At 39.0% G+C, this 24,102-nt stretch carries 19 protein-coding genes; 9 read left to right on the top strand and 10 right to left on the bottom strand.

Annotated features, from left to right (window positions below; translation table 11 throughout):
• Positions 1-131 precede the first annotated feature (131 nt).
• The 4 genes from ACNKXS_RS06260 to era all read right to left on the bottom strand — a co-directional run bounded on the left by ACNKXS_RS06260 (position 132) and on the right by era (position 5,552).
• Complete coding sequence (locus tag ACNKXS_RS06260; RefSeq protein ID WP_417920086.1) at positions 132-281, bottom strand: hypothetical protein; 150 nt, start codon at positions 279-281, stop codon at positions 132-134.
• Between the two features lie 149 nt (positions 282-430).
• Positions 431-3,223: an outer membrane beta-barrel protein gene (locus ACNKXS_RS06255; RefSeq protein WP_417920085.1), complete on the bottom strand. Its 2,793-nt coding sequence runs from the start codon at positions 3,221-3,223 to the stop codon at positions 431-433.
• Between the two features lie 58 nt (positions 3,224-3,281).
• Complete coding sequence (gene der, locus ACNKXS_RS06250) at positions 3,282-4,586, bottom strand: ribosome biogenesis GTPase Der (RefSeq protein ID WP_141876729.1); 1,305 nt, start codon at positions 4,584-4,586, stop codon at positions 3,282-3,284.
• Positions 4,587-4,664: 78 nt separating this feature from the next.
• Complete coding sequence (gene era, locus ACNKXS_RS06245) at positions 4,665-5,552, bottom strand: GTPase Era (RefSeq protein ID WP_417920084.1); 888 nt, start codon at positions 5,550-5,552, stop codon at positions 4,665-4,667.
• Positions 5,553-5,799: 247 nt separating this feature from the next.
• Here era and ACNKXS_RS06240 point away from each other — a divergent pair, with 247 nt between their 5' ends.
• Positions 5,800-7,338, top strand: coding sequence for a SulP family inorganic anion transporter (locus tag ACNKXS_RS06240; RefSeq protein ID WP_141876727.1), 1,539 nt, complete (start codon positions 5,800-5,802; stop codon positions 7,336-7,338).
• Here ACNKXS_RS06240 and ACNKXS_RS06235 read toward each other — a convergent pair.
• Complete coding sequence (locus ACNKXS_RS06235) at positions 7,335-7,781, bottom strand: VOC family protein (protein WP_417920083.1); 447 nt, start codon at positions 7,779-7,781, stop codon at positions 7,335-7,337. The genes ACNKXS_RS06240 and ACNKXS_RS06235 overlap by 4 nt on opposite strands.
• A gap of 172 nt (positions 7,782-7,953) precedes the next feature.
• Here ACNKXS_RS06235 and ACNKXS_RS06230 point away from each other — a divergent pair, with 172 nt between their 5' ends.
• The gene (locus tag ACNKXS_RS06230; protein ID WP_417920082.1) at positions 7,954-9,399 is read left to right on the top strand and encodes a TonB-dependent receptor; all 1,446 of its coding nucleotides are present in this window, start codon (positions 7,954-7,956) and stop codon (positions 9,397-9,399) included.
• On the opposite strand, the gene ACNKXS_RS06225 is transcribed toward ACNKXS_RS06230, so the two are convergent.
• Positions 9,396-9,860 carry an RNA methyltransferase gene (locus ACNKXS_RS06225; RefSeq protein WP_417920081.1) on the bottom strand — a complete coding sequence of 155 codons (465 nt, stop codon included), beginning with the start codon at positions 9,858-9,860 and terminating at the stop codon, positions 9,396-9,398. The genes ACNKXS_RS06230 and ACNKXS_RS06225 overlap by 4 nt on opposite strands.
• A gap of 132 nt (positions 9,861-9,992) precedes the next feature.
• Here ACNKXS_RS06225 and ACNKXS_RS06220 point away from each other — a divergent pair, with 132 nt between their 5' ends.
• The 3 genes from ACNKXS_RS06220 to ACNKXS_RS06210 all read left to right on the top strand — a co-directional run bounded on the left by ACNKXS_RS06220 (position 9,993) and on the right by ACNKXS_RS06210 (position 15,259).
• Positions 9,993-10,619: a diheme cytochrome c-553 gene (locus tag ACNKXS_RS06220; protein ID WP_417920080.1), complete on the top strand. Its 627-nt coding sequence runs from the start codon at positions 9,993-9,995 to the stop codon at positions 10,617-10,619.
• Between the two features lie 268 nt (positions 10,620-10,887).
• Entirely contained in the window at positions 10,888-12,795 is a 1,908-nt protein-coding gene (glgB, locus tag ACNKXS_RS06215) for a 1,4-alpha-glucan branching protein GlgB (RefSeq protein ID WP_417920079.1), read from the top strand.
• A gap of 64 nt (positions 12,796-12,859) precedes the next feature.
• Positions 12,860-15,259 (top strand): glycoside hydrolase family 31 protein, encoded by a 2,400-nt coding sequence (locus ACNKXS_RS06210; protein WP_417920078.1) that lies wholly within the window; start codon positions 12,860-12,862, stop codon positions 15,257-15,259.
• Between the two features lie 70 nt (positions 15,260-15,329).
• Here the strand turns inward: ACNKXS_RS06210 and ACNKXS_RS06205 are convergent, their stop codons facing one another.
• The 3 genes from ACNKXS_RS06205 to ACNKXS_RS06195 all read right to left on the bottom strand — a co-directional run bounded on the left by ACNKXS_RS06205 (position 15,330) and on the right by ACNKXS_RS06195 (position 20,594).
• Positions 15,330-19,178 (bottom strand): hybrid sensor histidine kinase/response regulator transcription factor, encoded by a 3,849-nt coding sequence (locus ACNKXS_RS06205; RefSeq protein ID WP_417920077.1) that lies wholly within the window; start codon positions 19,176-19,178, stop codon positions 15,330-15,332.
• Positions 19,179-19,315: 137 nt separating this feature from the next.
• Positions 19,316-19,957 carry a deoxyribose-phosphate aldolase gene (gene deoC / locus ACNKXS_RS06200; RefSeq protein ID WP_417920076.1) on the bottom strand — a complete coding sequence of 214 codons (642 nt, stop codon included), beginning with the start codon at positions 19,955-19,957 and terminating at the stop codon, positions 19,316-19,318.
• A gap of 1 nt (position 19,958) precedes the next feature.
• Positions 19,959-20,594 carry a DUF4403 family protein gene (locus ACNKXS_RS06195; RefSeq protein WP_417920075.1) on the bottom strand — a complete coding sequence of 212 codons (636 nt, stop codon included), beginning with the start codon at positions 20,592-20,594 and terminating at the stop codon, positions 19,959-19,961.
• 195 nt (positions 20,595-20,789) lie between these two features.
• On the opposite strand from ACNKXS_RS06195, the gene ACNKXS_RS06190 reads away from it, so the two are divergent.
• The 3 genes from ACNKXS_RS06190 to ACNKXS_RS06180 all read left to right on the top strand — a co-directional run bounded on the left by ACNKXS_RS06190 (position 20,790) and on the right by ACNKXS_RS06180 (position 22,247).
• A complete protein-coding gene (locus ACNKXS_RS06190; RefSeq protein WP_417920074.1) occupies positions 20,790-21,197 on the top strand; it encodes a hypothetical protein in 408 nt (135 codons plus the stop codon).
• Positions 21,194-21,388 (top strand): helix-turn-helix transcriptional regulator, encoded by a 195-nt coding sequence (locus ACNKXS_RS06185; RefSeq protein WP_295179705.1) that lies wholly within the window; start codon positions 21,194-21,196, stop codon positions 21,386-21,388. Before ACNKXS_RS06190 ends, ACNKXS_RS06185 begins: the two co-directional genes overlap by 4 nt.
• Before the next feature lie 313 nt (positions 21,389-21,701).
• Positions 21,702-22,247, top strand: coding sequence for a lipid-binding SYLF domain-containing protein (locus ACNKXS_RS06180; protein WP_417920073.1), 546 nt, complete (start codon positions 21,702-21,704; stop codon positions 22,245-22,247).
• A 227-nt stretch (positions 22,248-22,474) separates the two neighbouring features.
• Here ACNKXS_RS06180 and ACNKXS_RS06175 read toward each other — a convergent pair whose 3' ends face one another.
• The gene (locus ACNKXS_RS06175; protein ID WP_417920072.1) at positions 22,475-23,383 is read right to left on the bottom strand and encodes a LysR family transcriptional regulator; all 909 of its coding nucleotides are present in this window, start codon (positions 23,381-23,383) and stop codon (positions 22,475-22,477) included.
• A 94-nt stretch (positions 23,384-23,477) separates the two neighbouring features.
• Here ACNKXS_RS06175 and ACNKXS_RS06170 point away from each other — a divergent pair, with 94 nt between their 5' ends.
• Positions 23,478-24,074, top strand: coding sequence for an NAD(P)H-dependent oxidoreductase (locus tag ACNKXS_RS06170; RefSeq protein ID WP_417920071.1), 597 nt, complete (start codon positions 23,478-23,480; stop codon positions 24,072-24,074).
• The last annotated feature ends 28 nt before the right edge of the window (positions 24,075-24,102 follow it).

Here is a 24,102-nt window from a genome sequence, read left to right as displayed (position 1 = left end):
CCTTTAAAAACCCGATTCATCTGAATCGGGTTTTTTTATGCATATAAGTGAACATCGTATTAAATACAAAAAGCCGGAATTGGCATTCCGGCTTTTTGCATAACAACCTGATTCCTCAGAATGCAGTGTTATCAAACAGTGTGAAGTACTACGTTTACTACTGCACCAACAATGGCGGCAAAAATAAATAGTAGGGTAAGCATGACCAGTATCTTTGCGATAATGTTCAGGCCATGAATACTCATCTTGTAGTTGTCCACAAATTCAGTAAAGATTTCCATACGCCTGTTATTTTTGATTTATACATAACTCACTATAATATAATCACTTAAGCAGTTAAATCATAATTTTTTCGGCCAGGTCATTGGAAAATCGTCAAACGCACTAATTTGATGAAATTCTGTACCAAAAAACCTACTATTTTTTTCTATTACATACGTATCATTCTACCTCCTCTTCTGGATGGCGCCTTTCCACCTCCAAAACTACTTAGCTTGTAAGTAAAACTCAGCATTGCATATCGTTGCAGAACGAGGTTATTCACATCCTGAATATAATCGTCTCCTACAAGTCTTCTAGTATCCACATTTTGATCCAGTAAATCATATACCTTCACTTTTACAGTAGCATTGTCTTTCAGGAACTGGTACCCAAGACTCATATTCCACAATAGACTCGTACTGTCGAATCCCGGAGCAACATTTCCAAATTTATTATAGGAGATATCATTTCCAAAAACCACGTTCTTTGGCCAGTAGGTTGTAGTTTCAAGAGACAGACTATGGTTTACATAATTTTGATCTCTTCCACTATTGATATCGTACTGAATATCATTGAAGGTCGCCGAGTAACCTGGTTCAAGCTCAAAGACTTCATCGATCGCGTAAGTAAGACTTAAAGTAGGAGTTACCGTAAATTGATCAGATTCATACTGTACAGCATTAATAAAGCCTACATTCCTGTTATAGCCTCCATTTGCTCCAATCCTATATCTAAATTCTGTAGCGTCCTTCTTATAGCTTTTACTGTAAGAAGCTCCCAGATTTCCGTTAATAACTCCATCTACATTGGTATAGGTTGTAGTTCTAACAAAATTATCCACGCTGCTGGTTGCGGCCACCTGATTATCTGTGAAATTGAAATAGGCATATGCAAAGATTCCGCTTCGGGAAGCAAAATCGAAGTTTCTGTAATTCAAGTTCACGCGTTGATTAAAGGTTGGTTCAAGCTCAGGGTTACCAATGATGATATTTGTAGGATTTGTTCTATCCACCACTGGCTGCAGTTGTCTCACTGAAGGAACATCGGCATTTGTACTGTAACCAATACTTATACTTTTGGATCTTTCAGGAGAATACCGAAGATCGGCATCCACATACACGTTATTAAAAGTATTGTCGAAGCGAATATCTTCTATAAAGTTCTCGGTCTTCAAAGTTGTGCTAAGCAACCCAACCTCAGAACTAACCCGCCATTTCTCACCTTCATAATTAAGTCCGGCGTTTGGAGTATGTTTGAAACTACGGAATTCAAAATCATTACTCAATAGCTCATTGAAATTAGTATACTCACCATCAACAGCATCAAAAACACTTCTGGTATTACTGCTCTTTTGAGTATCAAACTCATAATTGATGTCCAGGAAGAATTTATCTGCCAATACACTTCTTTTTGAAGCTCCAACACTAAAAGAATTGGAATTTTCATCCTGATCTATAAATTGATCCTGAACGATATCATTTTCAGGGTTATTTATGAAGGTGCTTTCAGAAAAATAAATGTTCTCGTTCTCCTGTTTGCTGTGGGCATGGTCCAGATCCAATTGAAGATAAGAACCTCTGCTTCCAAAGCGTTTTATAAAGTTAATATCATTACTAAAATCCAGACTTGTAAGATCTTCAGTTTCATCTATAAGTGTGGTATTCTGAAGTTGCATGTCTTCATCCAGGTTTTCTTCATATCGATCTCGATAGGACGTTCCAATGTTAGCATTGAATCGTGGAGCGATGGAAAGCCTCGTTAGAGTATCAAATTCTACTTCATATCGAAGTGTGGCTCTATGACTATCATTCAGTAAATTACTGGAGCTGGTGGAATTAGTGAAATACCTGGAGTCTGGAAGAATATTCTCCCGTTCGATCCTGGTTCTGGTCTCTGTATCTGATCCTCCATAGAAGTAATCGGCGGTGAGTTCCATACCATTGTCCCATTCATTTACAAAGTTGAATCCGCCGGTTTCAGATTTCGTAATCCCATTATTAGATCCAAAACCGGTTCCATTGATACTGAAACTTCCATTCCCATTGAACCTTACACTCCGGGCGTTTCCACCCATCATGTCGAAAACCTCATCAAAACTAAATCCGGAACTATTGATATTATTGGAACTAGCAAGTACACTTACCCTGAGGTCATCTTTAAAATAATTGGCGATACCACTAAGCTCATATCGGTCATCTGTACCACCACCGGCAGTTGCCCGTGAAAACCAGCCTTTGTTCTTGTCTTCCTTCAGTTCAATATTGATGGTCTTATTTTCTGAATCTCCTGCCTTTCCGGTAAAATCTTCACTTCTTGTTTTGGTATCGACTACCTGGATCTTATCTATGATTTCCTTCGGAAGGTTTTTCGTAGCGATCTTAGGATCATTTCCGAAGAATTCCTTACCGTTTACCAGGATTCTCGAAACAGGCTTTCCGTTCACGGTAATATTACCATCGCTATCCACTTCTACTCCCGGGAGCTTTTTCATGAGTTCTTCCAGGTTGGCATCCTGCCTGGTATTGAAAGAATTGGCATTGAATTCCAGCGTGTCCTGTTTAACAGAAATTGGTGCTCTTGTAGCGGTTAGAGTAACCTCATCCAGCGCGTTATCCAGGATTTCCAAAGAAATAGCACCTACATCCTGCTTTTTGGTAATTTCTATTTGCTTACGGTAAGGTTTAAAACCAGCGTAACTTACGTACAGATTTACGGCCTTACTTTCGGTATTTCCTTTCAGAAGGAAACTCCCGTCCTTTTCAGAAATGGTATAGGTGACCAGACTGCTATCAGCAATCTTTTCGACATAAACAGTAGCAGATTCAAGAGGATTGGATTCCGTATCAACGATCTTTCCGGATACTTCGAATTCCTGGGCAAAGCTTAGCGCACTCACTAAAAGTAGCAGCAAGCTGAAATAATTTCGCATATAGATAGTATAAAAATTTGAACCAATGCTCATTACTGAACATTGGTTTGAGATTTAGACTACCTACAACGTTAAAAGTTTAAGGTTTCTTTTACTTTTTTCTAAAAAAGATACTGATAGGCACCCCTTGAAAATCAAATTCCTGACGTAACTTATTCTCTAAGAAACGTTTATATGGGTCACGAACATACTGTGGCAGGTTACAGAAAAATGCAAACTGTGGATGTGGTGTTGGCAATTGTGTACAGAACTTGATCTTTACGTATTTTCCTTTGTAGGCTGGCGGTGGATTCTTTTCAATGATCGCCAGCATAATATCATTAAGTAAACGGGTCTTGATCTTTTTACTTCTGTTTTCAAAAACCTTTACAGCAGTTTCAATTGCCTTGAAAACCCGCTGTTTAGTTAGAACAGAAATAAATACGATCGGCACATCTGTAAACGGCTCGATCTCACGACGAATCATGGCTTCGTAATCCTTAAGCGTATTGGTCTCCTTATCCAGAAGATCCCACTTATTCACCAGGATCACGATTCCCTTGGAGTTTCTCTGGGCCAGCCAGAAGATATTCTGAACCTGACCATCAAACCCACGGGTTGCATCCAGCACCAAAAGACAAACATCACAGTTCTCGATCGCACGCACAGAACGCATCACTGAGTAAAATTCAAGATTTTCCTTAACCTTAGATTTTCTACGAATTCCTGCAGTATCTACAAGGTTAAATTCGAAACCAAACCTGTTATATCTAGTATCGATAGAGTCACGGGTAGTCCCGGCAATATCGGTTACGATATAACGATCTTCCCCGATCAGGGAATTAATAAATGAAGATTTCCCTGCATTTGGACGGCCCACGACCGCGAATCTTGGTAATTCTGTATCTTCCTCTTCTTCAATTACTGGTAGAGCTTCTACAAGTGCATCCAGAAGATCTCCGGTTCCACTACCGTTTGTACTGGCAATTGGAAAATAATCACCCAGACCAAGCGAGTAAAATTCTACCGCGTTAGCAAGACGTTTGTTATTATCCACTTTATTCACTGCAAGTAAAACAGGCTTGTCCACTCTACGAAGTAGGTTGGCTACTTCTTCATCCATAGACGTCACTCCTGTTTCCACATCTACGATAAAAATGATCGCATCTGCTTCTTCGATCGCAAGCTCTACCTGCTTATCGATTTCAGCTTCAAAAACATCGTCGCTACCTTTCACATACCCACCGGTATCGATAAGGGAGAATTTATGACCATTCCAGTCAGATTTCCCATAATGTCTGTCCCTGGTTACACCACTAACAGAATCGATAATGGCCTCTCTACGCTGTATAAGCCTGTTAAAAAAAGTAGATTTACCAACGTTTGGTCTCCCTACAATGGCGACAATATTGCCCATAATATGATATTGATTTCAGGAAGCAAAATTAATGATTTTAAGCTAATTAGCTCAACTTCCTGTATTCTTGAAATGTAGTTACTTCTTATCTGTATAGCCAAATCTCTTCAGCTGCCTGGCATCACTTCTCCAGTTCTTATTCACTTTTACATAAAGTTCTAAATGCACCTGTTTTCCGAAGAATTTCTCCAGGTCCTTTCTAGCCTCTACTCCTACTCTTTTTAATGCGGCACCTTTATGACCAATAATGATCCCCTTCTGGGTATCTCGTTCTACCATGATCACACTACGCAACCTGATGATCTTTTCCTCTTCAAAAAATTCACCAGTTTCGATCTCTACACTATAAGGAATTTCCTTTTTGTAATGCATAAGGATCTTTTCACGAATGATCTCGTTCACGAAAAATCGTTCAGGCTTATCGGTAAGCGTATCCTTAGGATAGAAAGCCGGAGATTCTGGCAATAACTCGATGATCCTGTTAAATACCTCTGCCACATTAAAACCCTCCAATGCTGAAATTGGGTGAATTTCGGCCGTTGGCACTTTTTCACTCCAGTACTTTACCTGTTCTTCAAGTTGATCCTGGTTTGATTTATCGATCTTATTCAGTAATAATAAAACCGGCACTTCAGAGTTTTCGATCTTTTTAAAGAATGCTTCATCCTTTAATCCTTCTTCTCCAATTTCAACAATATAGATCAGGACATCTGCATCTTCAAAAGCAGATTTCACAAAATCCATCATGGAAGCCTGTAGCTCGTAAGCTGGTTTAATGATCCCGGGTGTATCACTTAAGATCATCTGGAAATCTTCTCCATTCACAATACCCAGAATTCTATGACGGGTTGTTTGTGCTTTTGAAGTGATTATTGAAAGTCTTTCACCAACGAAAGCATTCATTAAAGTGGATTTCCCAACATTTGGGTTACCTATGATATTTACGAAACCGGCCTTATGTGCCATAATGAAAATTTTTGCAAAGGTATTTCATTTGTGAACTGTTACCTAATCTTTGTTCAATTTCTAACATTCGGCGTTCAGCCCACTGGAATTTACTATTTAGCGTACCTTTCTAGTATGATATTATGAATATAATCATTTGATAATCAAAATTTAGTAAAAATTTCAATCAAAAATACGATCGGGTTGCGCTTCTGTTTTTAATGACTATTTTTGCCGCTTCTTAAAATTAAGCTGAAAAAGCCTCATTATGAAAAAAGTACTGAACTTATTCGACTTCAAACAACAGGTTAATTATAAAACTGAAGTACTTGCTGGATTAACGGTTGCTATGACCATGATTCCCGAGTCACTTTCTTTCGCTATTCTGGCTGGTTTTCCTCCGCTAATGGGTCTTTACGCTTCTTTCATTGCTGGTTTGGTAACCGCAATATTTGGTGGTAGACCGGGAATGATCTCTGGAGGTGCCGGCGCCACTGTAATTGTTTTGATCGCGTTAATGAAGTCAGACGGACTCGAATACGTTCTTGCCGCAGTTGCATTAGCAGGAGTTTTCCAGATCATCATTGGTGTGTTTAAGCTTGGTAAATTTATAAGACTGGTACCTCATCCCGTAATGTTCGGGTTTGTGAATGGTCTGGCTATCGTCATTTTCATGTCGCAGCTGGATCAGTTTAAAACCGTAGTGAACGGTGATATAGAATGGCTTTCTGGAACTGCACTTTATATCATGGGTGGCCTGGTCGCTTTAACGATTGCCATCGTGGTGCTTTTACCTAAGGTCACTAAGGCTGTTCCTTCTTCTTTAGTTGCCATCATTGTTGTGTTTCTACTTGTATATTTCTTCGGAATAGACACCAAAACAGTAAAAGATATTGCCTCTGTTAGTGGTGGTTTTCCTCCATTCCATATTCCTCAAATTCCACTAACCTGGGAAACCATAGAATTGATCGCTCCTTATTCTATGATCATGGCGGCAGTTGGTTTAACTGAAGGTTTATTAACCCTGAACCTTGTAGATGAGATCACTGAAACTAAAGGAAACGGTAACAGAGAATGTATCGCGCAGGGTGGTTCTAATATTCTAAACGGATTTTTCTTCGGAATGGGTGGTTGCCCAATGATCGCTCAAACTCTTGTAAACCTTTCTGCGGGATCAAGAGCGCGGTTATCTGGAATCATTGCAGCATTTACAATTCTTGCGATCATTCTATTTGGCGCTCCTATTATCGAAAAACTCCCAATGGCAGCTTTGGTTGGTGTAATGATCATGGTGGCAATTGGAACTTTTGAATGGGTTAGTTTAAAGATCTTTAATAAAGTACCTAAAAAGGATATTTTCCTGGTGGTTATCGTAGCATTAATTACCGTATTTCTGCACAACCTTGCCTTAGCAGTTCTGGTAGGTGTGATCCTTTCTGCACTGTTCTTTGCCTGGGAAAGCGCGAAAAGAATTAGAGCCAGAAAATTTATCGATGAGAACGGGGTAAAGCATTACGAGATCTACGGACCTTTATTCTTTGCTTCCACCACTAATTTTGCTGAAAAATTTGACGCATTGAACGATCCAGAAGAGATCATTATCGACTTTAAAGACAGTCGCGTTTCAGATATGTCTGCTATTGAAGCCTTGAATGCCGTGACTCAGAAATATAGCAAAGTGGGCAAAAAAGTCCACCTTAGACATTTAAGCGATGACTGCATTAGGCTACTGAAAAATGCAGATGCTATCATAGAAGTTAATATTCTGGAAGATCCTGACTACAAGGTGGCGGCAGATGAATCTTAAAGCATGTTGTCATTGATCTCGATCCAGTAACCGTCTGGATCTCGCAGGTAGATCTGTTTAATCCCATCAGGGCGGGTGTTTGTTTTCTTACTTTCGCCCGGCCAGTTTTCAAAAGCAATATTATGTTCCTGCAGAAACTTCATGAATTTATCCAATTCCGAAGTATTTAAGCTCATATGCACACCTTTGTGGCTAGCAGGAACTTCCTCGCTCTCGATCAAATGGATCTGTACGGAATCTTTTAGCTGAAACCACCTGATACTGGCAGGCAATCCTCCGTTATCTATTTCTTCCAGTCCTAATACTTCGGAATAGAATTTTGCTGAGCGGGAGAGATCTTCTACGAGTAAAGCGTCATGATCCTTACTAAAACTGAAGGTATTAGTCTGAGCACTGCTGTTGTAACCTAGAAATGCTATTAGAATGATAAGTATCTTCTTCATGAAAATTTTATTTAAAGTTCAAGATACTTAATTTTCAAAGTAAAATTACTTCCAAAAATTAAGCGCTCTATTGAAGCCTTAAGGAGTTAAATTCTTTTAAACATTACTTAAAACGAGCATAGGGTTGTTTTAATATTCCTAACTTTCAGCTACCAACCAAAACAATCTGCAAATGGCCGAATTAAGCGAGGATGAATTCCAAAACATACTTTCCGTAGAGAATAAGTGCACACGCCTGAACCTCAACGAAAACATCTATGGAACTTTCGCTGAAATTGGTGCGGGACAGGAAACTGTTCGTCATTTTTTTAGAGCAAGAAACCCAAAAGGGACGATTGCGAAAACGCTTAGCGCCTACGACAAGGATTTTAGTGATGCGATCTATGGACTCGATCCTCAGAACCGTTATGTCACCGAGGCAAGATTAAAAGGCATGATCGATTATGAAGCAACTTTGATCGAAAAGCGGCTTTCCAGAAAAAAATATCCAGATAAATTATTTTTTAGTTACGCTAATACGGTAGCCACTATAGACTGGGCAAAGAAATACAAAGGTCACGGGTGGCTGGGAATAAAATTTCAGCGAGAACCAAAGCAGGAATATAGCGAGATCATACTTCATGTTCAGTTTCATGAAAATAATGCTTCCCAACAGCAAATTAGCCTGGGAATCATGGGTGTAAACCTCATCTATGCTGCATTCTACCAGAGTAATGATCCTAAGGTGCTCATCAAAAAATTATACGATCACTTAAGCACAGATAAGATCGAAATTGATTCTATCAACTTTCGCGGTCCGGTTTTTAAAGATGTCGATAACCGACTTATGAGCCTGGAGCTTGTCAAAGATGGTATAACAGATGCGGTGATGTTCTCCAAAGACGGAAACAATATTCTACCGGCAAATGCACTTTATAAAAAGAACATCCTTACACTTAGAGGTAGTTTTCGTCCAGTAACCAATCTGAATCTCAATATGTACATGACCTCAAGGAAACTGTTTCTGGAACAGGAAGAGGTCGATCCTGAAAATACGGTTACCATCTTTGAAATGACCTTGAACAATCTTAAAGCTGAAGGTGAAATAAATGAAAAAGATTTCCTGGATCGTGCAGATCTTCTTTGTGCTTCGGGACAGACAGTAATGATCTCCAATTTTCAGGAATATTATAAGGTCGTTGAATATTTTGCGCAGCATACCAAGAAAGAACTGGGTCTGGCCATGGGAGCAGATAATCTCGTGGACATTTTTAATGAGAAATATTACAGACACCTAAGCGGGGGAATCCTGGAAGCCTTCGGCAAACTTTTCTTTAAAAGTTTAAAGGTATATCTCTACCCAATGCTTGATGAAAAAACCGGGGAGATCATCGATAGCTCGAATTTAAAAGTGCATCCAAGAATGCGAGAGCTTTATAATTTTTTCATAGATAACAATAAGGTAATCGATATTACTGAGTATGATAGAGATTCTTTAGAAATTCATCCTAGAAAAGTATACGAAATGATACGCGAGGGCAATCCGGAATGGGAAGATATGGTTCCAGGCCTTACAGCTAAAATGATCAAGGAGAAAAATTTGTTCAGCAAGGAACGAGCATCAGAAAATGAAGCTTAAGTAGAAAATTCAGATTTCATTCCGCGGTCATACATTACAATACTTCCGGCCACAGAAACATTCAAACTTAAGGTAGAACTAAACTTTACCAGATGATGTGATTTTTCGATCGCTTCGTTGGATAGACCATGATCTTCAGCCCCAAGCAAATAGACGCAGCGCCTGGGATGTTTGAAAGTTTCCAGAGAAACTGCGCTTTCAGCAAGCTCCACACCTACCAGCATTGCACCTTTTGGTAGATGCTTGTAAAATTCCGCGAAACTTTCATAATGGAAATAAGGCATTGCACCTACCGCTTTATGGGTATCACAAGCCTGTTTCGCGTACCTGTTGCCAATGGTGAAAATAAAACTCGCTCCCATATTTTGAGCTGAACGCCATAAAACACCAAGATTTTCAGGCGTTTTACCATTTTGAATTCCGATTCCAAAAAATCCCTGTTCGAGGTTGTTTGTTGTCATTTTGCAAAGATACTACTAGCACTCCATATTTCAGAATAGAAGTAAAACTTCAGTAGTGTTATGAATGGCAGAACTACTAATAATGAAATATTTATTATTTTTAAGTATTGACAATCAACTAATTACAATCTTATGGAAATTTCTAAAAAAAGCCCATCGATCTTATTCAAGTTTATAAATTCAGGCTTCTTAGCTTTAACTATCGTACTTATTTCCTGCCAGGATAAGAATGATTACGCTAAAGTTCCGGCTCAGGAACTTAGCCTTCAGGATAGTATTTCGCATGGTGAATACCTCGTAAACACTATAGGTTGTCATGATTGCCATTCTCCAAAACGAATGACAGAAAGAGGTCCAGAGATCATACCAGAGCTGGCTCTTTCGGGTTACCAGTCTGGAGATAGCCTTCCTTCGTTTTCTTCAGAAGCGATCAAAAATGGATGGATACAAATGAGCGGTGATCTTACCGTGGCCATAGGTCCATGGGGAATCAGTTATGCTTCAAATCTTACTTCTAGTGACACGGGACTGGGTAACTGGAGCATGCAAAGGTTTAAAACTGCTATTAGAGAAGGAAAACTCAAAGGAGATTCCGGTGGCAGGATGATCTTACCACCTATGCCGTGGCAGAATTACAGTGAGCTGACCGATAAGGATCTTGAATCTATTTTTCGTTATTTAAAGTCTACTAAGCCAGTTGAAAATGCCGTACCCGCTCCGGTGGCGCCTAATAAACTGGATAGCCTTCAGAATGCCTGATTATATGTCTCTATATTATTCGGGAATCTGCAATAAATCAACCGTTTAAAACCTAATCTTCAGCAAATTATAAACGAATACAGGATTTCACTATAAACTTCTCAATTAAAGCTCAAAAACCGAAACAACTTTGAGATTGCCGGTATTTTTAAATATCAGTTTGTTATTTTTATTTCCTGATCGGTAATTTCAGGAATCAAACCTGGGTTTAATTCAACAGAGAATTTCAGAAATAAAATTTAACCGTAAATACAATTAAAAACGACGCATGAAACAGGAAGTACAGGTTTACTCATTATTTACAGAATTTGACATTTCACTTTTTAGATCGGGTAAACATTACAGACTGTACGAAAAGTTCGGTGCTCATTTAATAACTCATGAAGGACAGGATGGAGTTTACTTTTCTGTCTGGGCTCCCTCGGCAAAGTTGGTTTCCGTAATTGGTGATTTTAATTACTGGAATATTGATGACCATCCTCTAAATGTACGCTGGGATGAGAGTGGCATCTGGGAAGGTTTTATTCCGGGTGCTAAGAAAGGCGATAAATATAAATTCAGAATTGTATCTAATTACAACGGTGAAATTCTTGAAAAGGCTGATCCTTACGCTTTAAGATGTGAACATCCACCAAATACGGCTTCAATTGTCTGGGAGCTGGGTTACAAATGGAAGGATAAGAAATTCATGTCCCGTCGTGAAGAGGTGAATGCACTGGATAAGCCTTATTCTGTTTATGAAGTTCATCTTGGCTCGTGGAGAAAGAATACCCTCGAAAACCGTTCTCTTACTTACCTTGAAATGGCAGATGAGTTGGTAAGTTATGTAAAGGAAATGGAGTTCACGCATGTAGAATTCATGCCAATAATGGAATTCCCTTATGACCCGAGCTGGGGCTATCAATTAACCGGATACTTTGCTCCCACCTCCAGATTTGGCGATCCCCAGGAATTCATGCAATTGCTGGATGCTTTTCATAAAGCTGGCATTGGAGTCATTCTGGATTGGGTGCCTTCACATTTTCCAGAAGACAAACATGGTCTTGGTAAATTTGATGGTTCGCATCTATACGAACATCCAGATCCACGCAAAGGCTATCACCAGGACTGGAAAAGTCTCATTTTTAATTATGGCAGAAATGAAGTTCGTTCCTTTTTGATAAGCAACGCAGTTTTCTGGCTGGATAAATACCATATCGACGGTCTTCGTGTAGACGCCGTAGCTTCCATGTTATACCTGGATTATTCCAGAGAAGATGGCGAATGGGAACCTAATGCTGAGGGCGGAAGAGAAAACCTCGATGCCATTAGTTTTATAAAAGATCTTAATACTGAAGTATATAGCAGCTTCCAGGGAGTACAAACAATTGCTGAAGAATCCACCTCATTTCCTAAAGTTTCCAGGCCGGTAAGTCATGGTGGTTTAGGTTTTGGAATGAAATGGATGATGGGCTGGATGCACGATACCCTGGAATATTTTAAAAAGGATCCTATTCATCGCAGGTATCATCAAAATGATATCACCTTCAGTATGACTTATACATTTACTGAGAACTTCGTATTGCCTCTAAGTCACGATGAAGTTGTCTACGGGAAAAAATCATTGCTTGGCAGAATGCCGGGTGACGACTGGCAGCGTTTTGCAAATTTGAGATTGATGTATAGTTATATGTATACACATCCAGGTGCGAAACTTTTGTTTATGGGAGCTGAGCTGGGACAGTATGCAGAATGGAACTACAATACCAGCCTTGACTGGCACTTGCTGGAGCAGGATTCTCATTATGGTATCAAGAAGGCACTTACCGATCTCAACATACTTTATAAAAAACAACCTGCATTATACGATAACCAATTCAGTGAAGAAGGATTTGAATGGATCTCATTTGATGACAATCAGAATTCGGTGATCAGTTACTTGAGAAAGGGAACTTCAGAAAAAGAAATACTGGCAGTTGTCTGTAATTTCACTCCCACTGTATTGAAAGAATATTCCATTGGTCTTCCGAAGAAGGGAAAACTAAAAGAGATTTTTAACTCAGATGATACGAAATACGGAGGATCTGGAGTGACGAATGAGGCCATTAAAATCGAAAAAGAAGCTTTCCACGGGAAAGAATTTTCAGCAAAAATTACAGTTCCTCCACTTGCAACAGTGGTATTTAAACTTACATAATATCAAAAAAAATAATACTCTGGCTGCAACTATTGATCGCCGGAATAATTAGAAGCTAAGAAAAATGATTACGAATACAGAACTTGAACATAAGGGAAATCTATACCCTACCGGCCTGATTTCTTACGAACACGATCAGGATACCGTCAATTTTATCACTAAAAACGGCGTAAGGCTACAACTAACGATCCTTCGGGACAACATGATGCGATTTCGATATACTACCAATGGTATTTTTGAGCACGACTTTTCATATGCAGTAGATCAAAATCATCCTCATGGGTTTAACCACCTGGAAATTTCAGAAGAGGACACACACGTTGTTGTAAAGACTGAAAAGTTCATTTGTAAAGTTGCCAAGGACGATCTGCGTGTAGGGATGTACGAACATAACGGTAAGATCATTCTGGAAGACGAACTTGGGTTCCATTGGGAAGAAAGCTTCGAGTTTGGAGGGAATTTTGTCAAAATGAGCAAATCTTCGAAAGACCAGGAAAGTTTTTTCGGACTTGGGGACAAGCCAACCAACTTCAATTTAAAGGGTAAAAGACTGAGTCTCTGGAATACAGATCAATATGCTTACGGAAAGGATACTAACGAACTTTATAAAGCTGTTCCTTTCTACATGGGGCTTCAACAGAATATTTCCTACGGAATCTTTTTCGACAATACATTTAAAACACATTTTGATTTTTGTAGTGAACGACGAAACGTAACCAGCTTCTGGGCAGATGGCGGGGAGATGAATTATTACTTCATTTACGGTCCTCAAATGACCGATGTCCTCACAACGTATACAGATCTTACCGGTAAACCAGAATTGCCACCAATGTGGGCACTGGGATTTCACCAGTGCAAATGGAGTTATTACCCTGAAAGCAAAGTTAAGGAGATCACTTCAAAATTCCGGGAATTGAATTTCCCTTGTGATGCGATCTACCTGGATATTGACTATATGGAAGGCTTCCGTTGCTTTACCTGGAACAAGGAATTCTTTCCAGATCCTAAACGAATGGTTCGTGAACTGGAAGAGGACGGCTTTAAAACAGTTGCCATCATCGATCCAGGTATCAAAATAGACCTGAGCTATGATGTTTTTAAAGAAGCTTTGGACAAAGACTATTTCTGCCGCCGTGCAGATGGACCATACATGCGAGGTAAGGTCTGGCCGGGGGAATGTTACTTTCCAGATTTCACCAATCCCGATGTACGTGAATGGTGGAGCGGTTTGTACAGAGAACTTATTGGTGAAATTGGAGTAAAAGGAGTCTGGAACGATATGAACGAACCGGCAGTGATGGAGGTTCCAGGAAAAACTTTCCCGCTGGATGTTAGACATGATTATGATGGTCATGCATGTAGCCATAGAAAAGCTCATAATATCTACGGAATGCAGATGGCGAGAGCCACCTATGAAGGAGTTAAAAAGTTCAATTTCCCGAAGCGGCCGTTCATTATTACCAGGGCTAATTATTCTGGAGGACAGCGCTATACTTCAACCTGGACTGGTGACAATGTCGCTACCTGGGAACATTTATGGCTTGCAAATGTCCAGATACAACGACTTTGTATGAGCGGAATGAGCTTTGCCGGATCAGATATTGGTGGTTTTGCCGAGCAGCCTTCAGGAGAACTTTATACCAGATGGATACAACTAGGAATTTTTCATCCTTTCTGCCGTGTTCATTCCTCGGGAGATCATGGCGAACAGGAACCATGGTTCTTCGGAGAGGACGTACTTGACATTAGCAGGAAGTTCGTAGAATTGCGTTATCAGCTATTGCCATATTTATACACGGCGTTCTATAATTACGTACAGGAAGGGCAGCCAATTCTAAAACCGCTGGTTTATTTTGACCAGGAAGATGTGCAAACCCACTATAGATCTGATGAATTTATCTTCGGAAACCAGATCCTGGTGTGCCCAATTCAGGAACCAAATGTACAGGGACGAAGAATGTATATTCCAAAAGGCCAGTGGTACAACTTCTGGAACGATAACCTGGTAAATGGTGGTAAGGAAATTTGGGTTGACGCGCCACTGGATATCGTACCAATATTTATCAAGGCCGGAGCAATAATTCCTAAATACCCGATCCAGCAATATGTAGATCAGGTAGAGATTAAACAAATGACGCTTGATGTATATTACAAACTAGGAAAAGAGAATTCTGAATTTTATGAAGATGCGCACGATGGTTATGAATACCGCCAGAACATTTATAGCCTTCGAACATTTAAGCTAACAGGTAAAGAAGATGAGGTGATCATCCAGCAGCATAAGAGCGGAAAGTTCTCAGCTTCCTATGAAACCTTTAAACTGAATCTACACGGACTTCCATTTGAAATTAGACGAGTATTCTACGAAAATGAAGAAGTGCCGTTAGAGACACTGCAATACAATGCTGAAGATAAAAGCATGATCATAAAGAAGGATTTTAGTGAACTACAACTGGTAGGCTAATAACTATTAGTAGAATAAAAAAGCCTGTTCTTGACGAACAGGCTTTTTTTTGTGGAATGAATACTGGAAACTACCGCTCTAAGATAGAATTATAATCCTTTCCGTAGAATTTCTTCAGACTTTCCTGAAGGCGTTTTGGACTGGAAAACCCTGCTTTGTATGACACCTCCATGGTATTAAAATCACCATCGTTCAGCAATTCTCTTCCGTATTCTGCATGGACAAACTCTATAAATTCTTGAGGTGAAAGGTTCACCAGACTTTTAAGTTTCATGAACAGTGTGTTACTCGAAATACCTAAGGAAGCGCTAAGATCGTGCACAGTGAAATTGTCTTTTTCAATATTATCAAGGATAGTCTGTTTTGATTCCTGAATAAATTTTCTATTACGATCAGACCTGTATACTATGTCACCACTTTGCATATGACTTTTGATAAAGCCTTCTCGAAATACCTGCTGACTTTTCAAGGTTGAAGCGATCTTATTCATCAATAATGTGACCTTCAAAGGTTCACTGATAAGTTTAGTAATTTCAGCTACCTGTTCTGGATCAAATTGCTGTCCCTCATTTGTAATCATGAATATATCGATATGGTTGAGAGCAGGATTACGCCTAAGCATTTTAGATAGTTGAATAGTGTTCATATCTGACAGCATGCTCGCTGCAATTATGATATCTGGAAAGATCATACTTGCTTTTTCAATGCCTTCTTCAGCCGTTGCCGCCTGGTAAACCTGGCAGTGATGACCAATTGAATTGGCCAGCAGTTCCCTGGAGGAAGTTTGAGAGTCAATGATCAATATCTTACTGCCACTAAGATTTTCAATTTCCTTTGGAAGGGATTTAGCAATTGCCTTCTGAGTGTTTTTAGACTGAAGGATTCCGGCAGCACGTTGGGGCACCCTGCGATAATCTTCCTGCCTGTTCTTTAATACAGCAGTGTATGTTGAACCTTCATTACTTTGCGTTTCAAAATTGAAGCTTCCTCCAGCTTTATTAATGAGTTCCATAGCCTTAAGGATATAACGAAGTCCGCTCTTATCTCTAAACTTCATTCGTTGATCCAGACCACGCTTCTTTTCCAGCACCTTAATATCCTGTGCAGGAATGCCTTTTCCGGTATCTGTGATCTGAACCTTCAGATCTCCAACACTAGTGCGAATAAGATTTAGAATGATCTTTCCATTTTTAACCGAATACCCAGCACTGCCCGATATCAAACTAAAGAAGATCTTATCCAGCATCTCAAGATTGTAATAAAAAGGTTCTTCTCCCCAATGGTTATTAATGATCAAGTCCAGATCTTTCAATTTGTAGACCGGTTCGATCTCATTTACAACTTCTGGAAGATGTGCATCTAATTTTATACTGGAAATTTCATAGACAGATTCTTCATAATTGAAATTCAGGATCTGGTTGAAAAGATCATCAAACCTTGCAGCATATCGCTGTAGATCCTCTTGATTATCCGCATCTTTAGAAGCTGAGATCTTACTTAAAGATTGTACCGCGCTTTCCACAGGTTTCTGAAACTCCTGTTGCAGTTTTGCTCTAAGTTCTTCCTTGGCCTGCCTGTCGGCATTTCTGGAACGAAGAACGAATACGTAGGCAAATATGATCACAGCCGCTATAATTCCAATTCCCATAAATAGATACACAACTCCAATCCCTCCTGAAACTGCTGCGACTTCTACGGGAATCTGTTTAATTTCAGACCAACTGGAATCTGGTAGTTTTGACCTTACTTCAAACATATAATTTCCCGGAGGCAGACTGGCATAATTCGCTGAATTCACTTTTGATGGTTTGGACCATTCATCTTCAATTCCCTGCATTCTCCAGCTATAGAGCAATTCATCTGGAGACCAGAATGATAATCCCTGAAATGCTACCTGAAAACCTGTATTTTCTTTTACTTCGATGATCGAACCACTTAGTAACGAGATCCTTCTTTGCTTTTCATTACGAACTGAAGCCTGCATTAGAGTTCTGAATTCCACTTCAGGTTTCAACTCCTGCTGCGCCAGCATACTTTTCGGCTTAAAAATATTAACCCCTTTCGCTGTCCCCAGGACAAGGGAACCGTTCGTCATTTTAGTAAAACCTGTAGTTAGTTCAAAAGTTGTAAGTCCGTTTAATTCACTGAATACTCTAAGGTTCTTTTCTTTTGGATCATAACTTGCAAGACCTTCATCTGTAGATATCCAGTAATTTTCATCCTCCACGATCACTCCTTCCACATTATTAGACGGTAAACCAAAATCTTCATCAAAGATGTCTAAAGCTTCCGTTTCAAAATTATACGCGATCAAACCTGTGCCTTCTGTTGCAAATAGACCTATGCCCTGCTGAGTGATATACAATTGATTGATGGCATAATAATGCATGGTTTCGCTGGCAGTAAGCATATCAAGATCGCTAATACGACCACTAATGGGGTCTATGGAATGAACACGATTCCTGGTTGCGACGATCAGTTTTCTGGGCCCGAGTTCTGCAATTGCCTGGACTTCTTTTAAAGGAAAGGTTTTGATCTCATTGGAAGTATCGATTCTAGTCAAATAACCTGTTTCTCCGCCAATCCATGTATTTTCAGAAGAATCAATAAATAGGGCATTTGCTTCCAGAACCTCTGTTTTGTAAAGTGCGGTGGGTGCATAATGAGCTCTAAGGAGTGTATTGATATTTATCTTATACACACCATCTTCACCGGTGGCAACCCATACATACTGTCCGTTAGCAGCAATAGAAGTTATCTTGTCTGGATTTTGTCTTGCCTTTTTGTAGTTCAAATTTTTGATATGACTATAGCGATCGGTCTCAGGGTTCCAGATGCTCAGGCCTTCACTGGTTCCAAACCAAACGTGTCCACGAGAATCTGTGGCCATGGCACTTAACCTATTGCCTGCCAGACTCGAATATTTCGCAGGATCATGGTGCAATTGCCATATAGATTCTGAAGATAGATTTTTCAGATAGAGCCCGTCATTTCCAACTAACCAGAGCAAGTTTTTATCATTTAACTGGCCTGCAAATAATTGCTTCGGAAAGCTTTCCTCTTTTTTAATAAATTTTAGTTCCTCATCGAATTTATATACCCCATTATCACGGGTTAGGGCAATGACCTTATCGTTGGTTTTGAGTAAATCTGTTATATGACCTCTGGTAAGATCGAAAGGCAACCTGTAGATCTTCTGAAATCTATCTAGTTGTGCATCGAATTCGAACATCCCCTTTCTATTGGTAGCCAGCAACAACTTATTACCGAGTGGTAGAAGTGCCGTGAACTCCAGATTTTCGTAATATGAAGTTTTAAGTCGTCTTAATTTCCCGGATCTCCTATTAATAGCAATCACAGCATTTGGCCCGGCAAAAATGATTTCGTCGTTAAAGATAGTAGATGTGGTTGCCTGAGTATTTTCAGAAAGAAATCTTGAAAGTCCGAAATCCTTAGCTTTAGAATCGACGTTCAGCTTGAAAATACCGTTCTCTGCAGCCAGCCATAACTGACCCGCCGGGTCTTCCAGCATCTCATAGACCTTCCCGGGCATGGAACTTACAAATCTAAAATCCTGCTTTCCGCTCTCGAGAACAGCCATACCTTTATCTCCGGTAAGCCATACCTGTCCCCTGGAATCTGTTAACGTAGCACGATATTGTTTCCCAATTTCAGATGGAATACCCCGAAATTTATTGTAATCCTCTACTTCCGCAGAGTTATATCGAATAACTTTTAATGGCGTTGTGATCCAGAGATGATCACCGTTAGCTTGCTGAATATGGACCTTTTCAGCATTTGTAAAGCTATTGATCATCCTGACTTCCTGCAGAGATTTATGAACCTGTGCCGTACCCTTCACGATCATTCCCATAAAAACAACAAGGAATAACCGGAACACTAAATTAGATTGTCTCAAAGCAACAGAAATTATAAGTTGAATAGGAATAATTTAGGTAAAAATCGACTTATTAAAGTTCTGTAAACAAATACTTTAGAGCCTAGTTATTAAGACGATATGAACAAAATGAAGTAAGAAAAATCCTATGAGACCTATTAGCCGGAAACAATCTGAATCCCGGAAGAGGTTCCAATGCGGTCTGCACCGGCATTTACAAATTCTAAGGCTGTCTTTGTATCTCGAATTCCTCCTGAAGCTTTGATTTTCATATTGCCACCAATGCTTTGCTTCATAAGCTTTATATGTTCGATACTAGCACCAGCAGTACCAAAACCTGTAGAAGTTTTCACAAAATCAGCTCCTGCTTTTTCTGAAATCATACAGGCCTTTACCATTTCAGAATTGCTTAGATAACAGGTTTCCAGAATGACTTTGAGTATTCTATCTCCAATTACCGACTTTACAGACCTTATTTCCTCTTCAACTTCTTCAGTCAACCCAGCTTTAAGAAAACCAATATTCAGAACCATGTCGATCTCATCTGCACCTTGTTTAATCGCAATTTTGGCCTCTTGCACTTTTGCTTCCGAAGTTGAAGAACCCAATGGGAAGCCTACAGTAACGGCTAGCTTTACATTAGATTGTCTAACTTGCTCTGCAGCTAAATAGGCATAACATCCGGAAACACAAACCGCATAGAACTCATAATCAATCGCTTCCTGACAAAGTTTTATAATTGCCTGAGGACTGGCTTCAGGTTTTAATAGCGTATGATCGATATAGTGATTCAGCTTCATCTTAGGGAAGTTTAATTTTATCTATTTCAACCACACCATTTGCCCTCAAGCGCATAGAGATCCAAAGGTCATTTTCGTCAGCCATAAACTGCGCAACTTCAAGATCTTCCAGGAAACCAATAAGATTGATGCCTTCCTTGGCTTCTATCCTATTTTCCAATTTACTGTTCAAGGAATTCATTTGCTCTTCCAGTTGAGGCATGAAATTAAAATTCATTTTTTCCTTCAATTTAGCGTACAACCATTTGTTCACAACAGTTTCTAAAGCCTGATTTACAAACCAGTTGTTATTCTGACCATCGATCTCATAGTTTGCAAGTGCAATTTTTTGGAGTTCACGATCTAGGTGTAAACTCGCGTAGAACAAAAATTTAACCTGCTTGTTCTTAAAAAAACTAGTAAGCGTTTGCACTGTAACAGGCAGACATAAATCGTATTCCGGATTGTCACTTTTCTCAATCGTAATGTCCAGGATCTGGGCGTAGTTAGACTTTTCGCCTTCCTCATTCTCTTTGCTGATGATCTCACCAACCAATTTCTGCTTTAGAAAATCATTTAGCGCAGGATAACCAATCTTTATAGGAATGGTAATATCAAAATCGGCTTCAGAAATATTTCGGTTTGTGTGAGTCATCATTTTGGAAGATTTGAGAGATTCGAAGATATAGAAAACTTAGGTTTCAGAATGGATACAGGAGGAGTTTAGCAAAATCTTATCATGACTGAAATACTAAAAAAGTAAAACTGAATGTAAAGTTTTATTTACTTTTTGTAAAACAAACCACTCTAATTAGATTCTTTTTCTATATTTGTGTCAAATAAACTTTACATCATGGAAAAATCAACGAGTAAAAACTATACAACCGGACGCACGAAGCTCCTGGCTTTATGGACCACACTTTGGGTTACATCCCTGGCAGTGGTGGTATTTGGAAATCTTTATCTATGGACAGGCAATAACACGCTCACAACCATTTTGCTAATCATTAATCTACTAATTGGAGTTGGAATGATCATAGCCAACATAAAGCACCTGGAAAGCCTGGACGAGTTACAAAGAAAGATCCATCTTGAGGCAATGGGCTTATCACTAGGGATCGCTCTCATTCTTGGAATTAGCTACTCGACAATGGATGTGACAAACCTTATTAATTTCGATGCTGAAATTTCGCATCTGGTAATTGTGATTGGGCTAAGCTATTTCGCAGGAGTAGTAATTGGGCAATACAGGTATCGATGAAAAACAGAATTAAAATTTTAAGAGCCGAGCATGATTTGACGCAGGCCGAACTTGCAAAAAGACTAAATGTATCCAGACAAACTATTAATGCTATAGAGAAAGGAAAGTTTGACCCCAGTTTACCTTTAGCATTCAAACTCTCGCACCTGTTTGACAAAACGATCGAAGAAATTTTCGAAGCTGAAAATTGAACATATAAAAAGGGGCCGATTCCCTACAAGTCGAGCCCCTAATATTTAACTAAATTCAAAAGCTAAAGTATCCAGAATACCGAGCATGGCTTAACTCAATAGCTTATATTATTAGCTCAATTCAATACCAAATATTTGTATTACACTATATATTAGCAGATTATAAATATTCTTCAATATTTGCATGACTACATCAACAGCACATATTTTAACATCGTCTTTAGGTTCTGCTTTAAGATATTCCCAAATAACTTGAGCTTAACAGGACTTGTTATATGATTCGATTAGTTTTGAATCACCAAAAGAATAAGTCATGAAAAATTTAAATGTTTACTTAAAAAAGGCCGGATTATTAATGCTATTCATTGGAATAGTAAGTTGTGGATCCACTAAAACGGGAGATATGACCGATCTTAAAGCCGATGCTACGGAAGCCAAAGCAGCAATGACCGCAGCAGAACCTAATCTTGCTGAGTTATTTGCAAGTTCCGCTGGATACGCAATTTTCCCAAATGTTGGAAAAGGTGCTTATATCATTGGTGGTGCTTCTGGAAACGGAATTGTTTACGAAAAAGGAACAATGGTTGGATATGCTAATTTGAAGCAAGTTGATATAGGACTGCAGGTTGGTGGAAAAGCTTATCGAGAAGTAATTTTCTTCGAAAACGAAGAAGACTTGAACAAGTTCCAAGAAGGAGATTATGAATTATCTGGAAATGCCACTGCGGTAATTCTGGAAAAAGGAAAATCTAAAACCATTAAGTTTACCAATGGTACAGCTGTAGCAACTATGCCTAAAGCTGGTGCGATGGTTGGAGTATCTGTTGCAGGACAGAGATTTGGATACACCGCAATGTAATATCAGGAAATATAAAATCTTCAAAAACCGACCTTAGGGTCGGTTTTTCAGTTTTTAGTTTTTTCACGATGGACTCGATTACAGTCTGTGCACATTATATAGATATGAGGAGCCTGACTAAAAATGCCAGCACAAAGAACTATCTAAATTTTGGTAGATTGAGTTTATAGAAATTGCATCACCAAAAAAAAATAATCCTTATAGTTTGAAATACTTCTGTAATCAACTTACTTCAACTTAATCATTTTTCTTCTAAAAATACCTTTAATAACTCCGGTCTCTTCTTTATGTTTTAGATCACTTCGAGTAGCGAAGTAGAGAATATTACTAACTTCTTTTTTACCAGACCACACTAGTTGAATCTTAGCGTCTCTGAGTGAATCATTTACTAAGAAATCGGGCACTATGGCGAAGCCTTTTTTATTCTCTATAGATCTTATAATAGAACCAATATTTGGTAAAATATAATTCGGTTTAAAATCTACCCTCTTTTTGAAGTTTTCATACCAGAAACGTCTAAAGTGGTCCATCTCATTAGATGCGCTATACCAGGTCTGCCTTTTTAAAATCTTCTCCAGCTCACCGAAACCTTCATTGTCGATTAAAGAGTTTATCTCTTTTAATTCCGAATCTTTTCCAGCCACCATTACGATATTCTCTTTCGTAAATGCTTCATAGGTCGCGAGAGAGTTTTTAGTATCAAACTTAGGGGTTATGACTAAATCCAGAATGCCATTATTTAGATCTTTAATCAATTCCTGATGATCTCCAAACTTTGCCAGCAGGTTGAAATCTAAACTTGAAATTTCAGGTTCGAGTATCGTTTGAAAGGTTTCAGTACACATTCCAATATTAATGGAAGGCACTTCTTCTTGGGAAGTTTTCTTGAAATGTTGTTCAGCCTTTTCCAATTTTTTAACTGCATCCAGTACAAAATTGTAAAGTTGTTTACCTTCTTCTGTTGGGATCATTCTACGCGATGTCCTTTCAAACAGTTTACGACCTATATAGGATTCCAGTGCATTCAAATGAACGCTTACCCCTGGCTGACTTGTAAATAAGGCCTCAGCAGCTTTTGTTAAGGTACTTTTCTCATAGATCGCTACGAATGTGCGATACCATTCCATACTTACCATCTATTACTATTTTAATACAAAGGTATAAATCATACTATTTTTATGATGGTATAATAGCCTTTAATTTTGTCCCGAACTAATAATTTAAAATGCTATGAAGAATATTTTTGTAATAAACGGTGGACACACTTTCGCGCATTCTCCCGGCCGTTTTAATAAAACGCTATTACAGAACACCACAAATTATTTCGCGAATAGACCAGGCTTTGATGTTAGAACAACTGAAGTTGGAAAAAAATACGATTTAGAAGAAGAAGTTGAGAAGTACAAATGGGCAGACATTATAATTTACCACACTCCAATATGGTGGTTTCAGGTTCCTTTTGGATTTAAGGAGTACATAGACAAAGTCTTTACTGCAGGGCATCAAAATGGAATATATACAAGCGATGGAAGAAGCAGGAAGAATCCTTCTATTAATTATGGAACTGGAGGAAGTCTTCATGGGAAGAAGTATCTATTAACAACTAGCTGGAACGCACCGGAAGACGCTTTTAAGCTTGAGGGAGAATTTTTCGACCAGAAGAGTGTGGATGAAGGACCACTTTACGCTTTTCATAAAATGAATAAATTTATTGGTCTGGAATTTATCGCTTCAACGCATTTCCACGATATGGAAAAGAACGCAGATGTTCCCAGAGAACTGAAAAAATATGATCAATTTCTGAGTCAGATCTTTAATGATTGTTGAGATTTCCGCAAGGACGATAATAAACGAA

The organism is Christiangramia marina (assembly GCF_048285865.1).
Taxonomy (GTDB): domain Bacteria; phylum Bacteroidota; class Bacteroidia; order Flavobacteriales; family Flavobacteriaceae; genus Christiangramia; species Christiangramia marina.
Note: the sequence above shows the minus strand (reverse complement) of the source record. Positions and strands in the feature narration are given on the sequence as shown.